The organism is Salinifilum aidingensis (assembly GCF_054782015.1).
This window is the reverse complement of record NZ_BAAGTH010000059.1, coordinates 1-530: the sequence shown is the minus strand read 5'-3', so window position 1 is coordinate 530 and position 530 is coordinate 1. Positions and strand designations below refer to the sequence as shown.

General features: G+C 50.9%; 1 pseudogene. It reads left to right on the top strand.

From position 1 onward, the window contains the following. Nucleotides 1-153: 153 nt before the first annotated feature. A pseudogene (locus ACYVJE_RS23120) lies at nt 154-530 on the top strand (hypothetical protein); the annotation flags it as partial.

Below are 530 nucleotides of genomic sequence, written 5' to 3'. Positions count from 1 at the left end.
GCTGAATGCTCTCAGGTGAGGGAAATTTCAGCGAAAAAGCCCGAAAAATGTGCTGTTAATCACATGCCTAAGTAAAAATTTGACGACACGTATTGAAGTGCTTCACCATAGCCTACAGATTATTTCGGAGCGCGAAAATATAGGGAGTATGCGGTGGTTGCTGAAAACCAGCCTGGGCACATTGATCAAATAAAGCAGACCAACGCGGGCGCGGTTTATCGCCTGATTGATCAGCTTGGTCCAGTCTCGCGTATCGATCTTTCCCGTCTGGCGCAACTGGCTCCTGCCAGTATCACTAAAATTGTCCGTGAGATGCTCGAAGCACACCTGGTGCAAGAGCTGGAAATCAAAGAAGCGGGGAACCGTGGCCGTCCGGCGGTGGGGCTGGTGGTTGAAACTGAAGCCTGGCACTATCTTTCTCTGCGCATTAGTCGCGGGGAGATTTTCCTTGCTCTGCGCGATCTGAGCAGCAAACTGGTGGTGGAAGAGTCGCAGGAACTGGCGTTAAAAGATGACTTGCCATTGCTGGA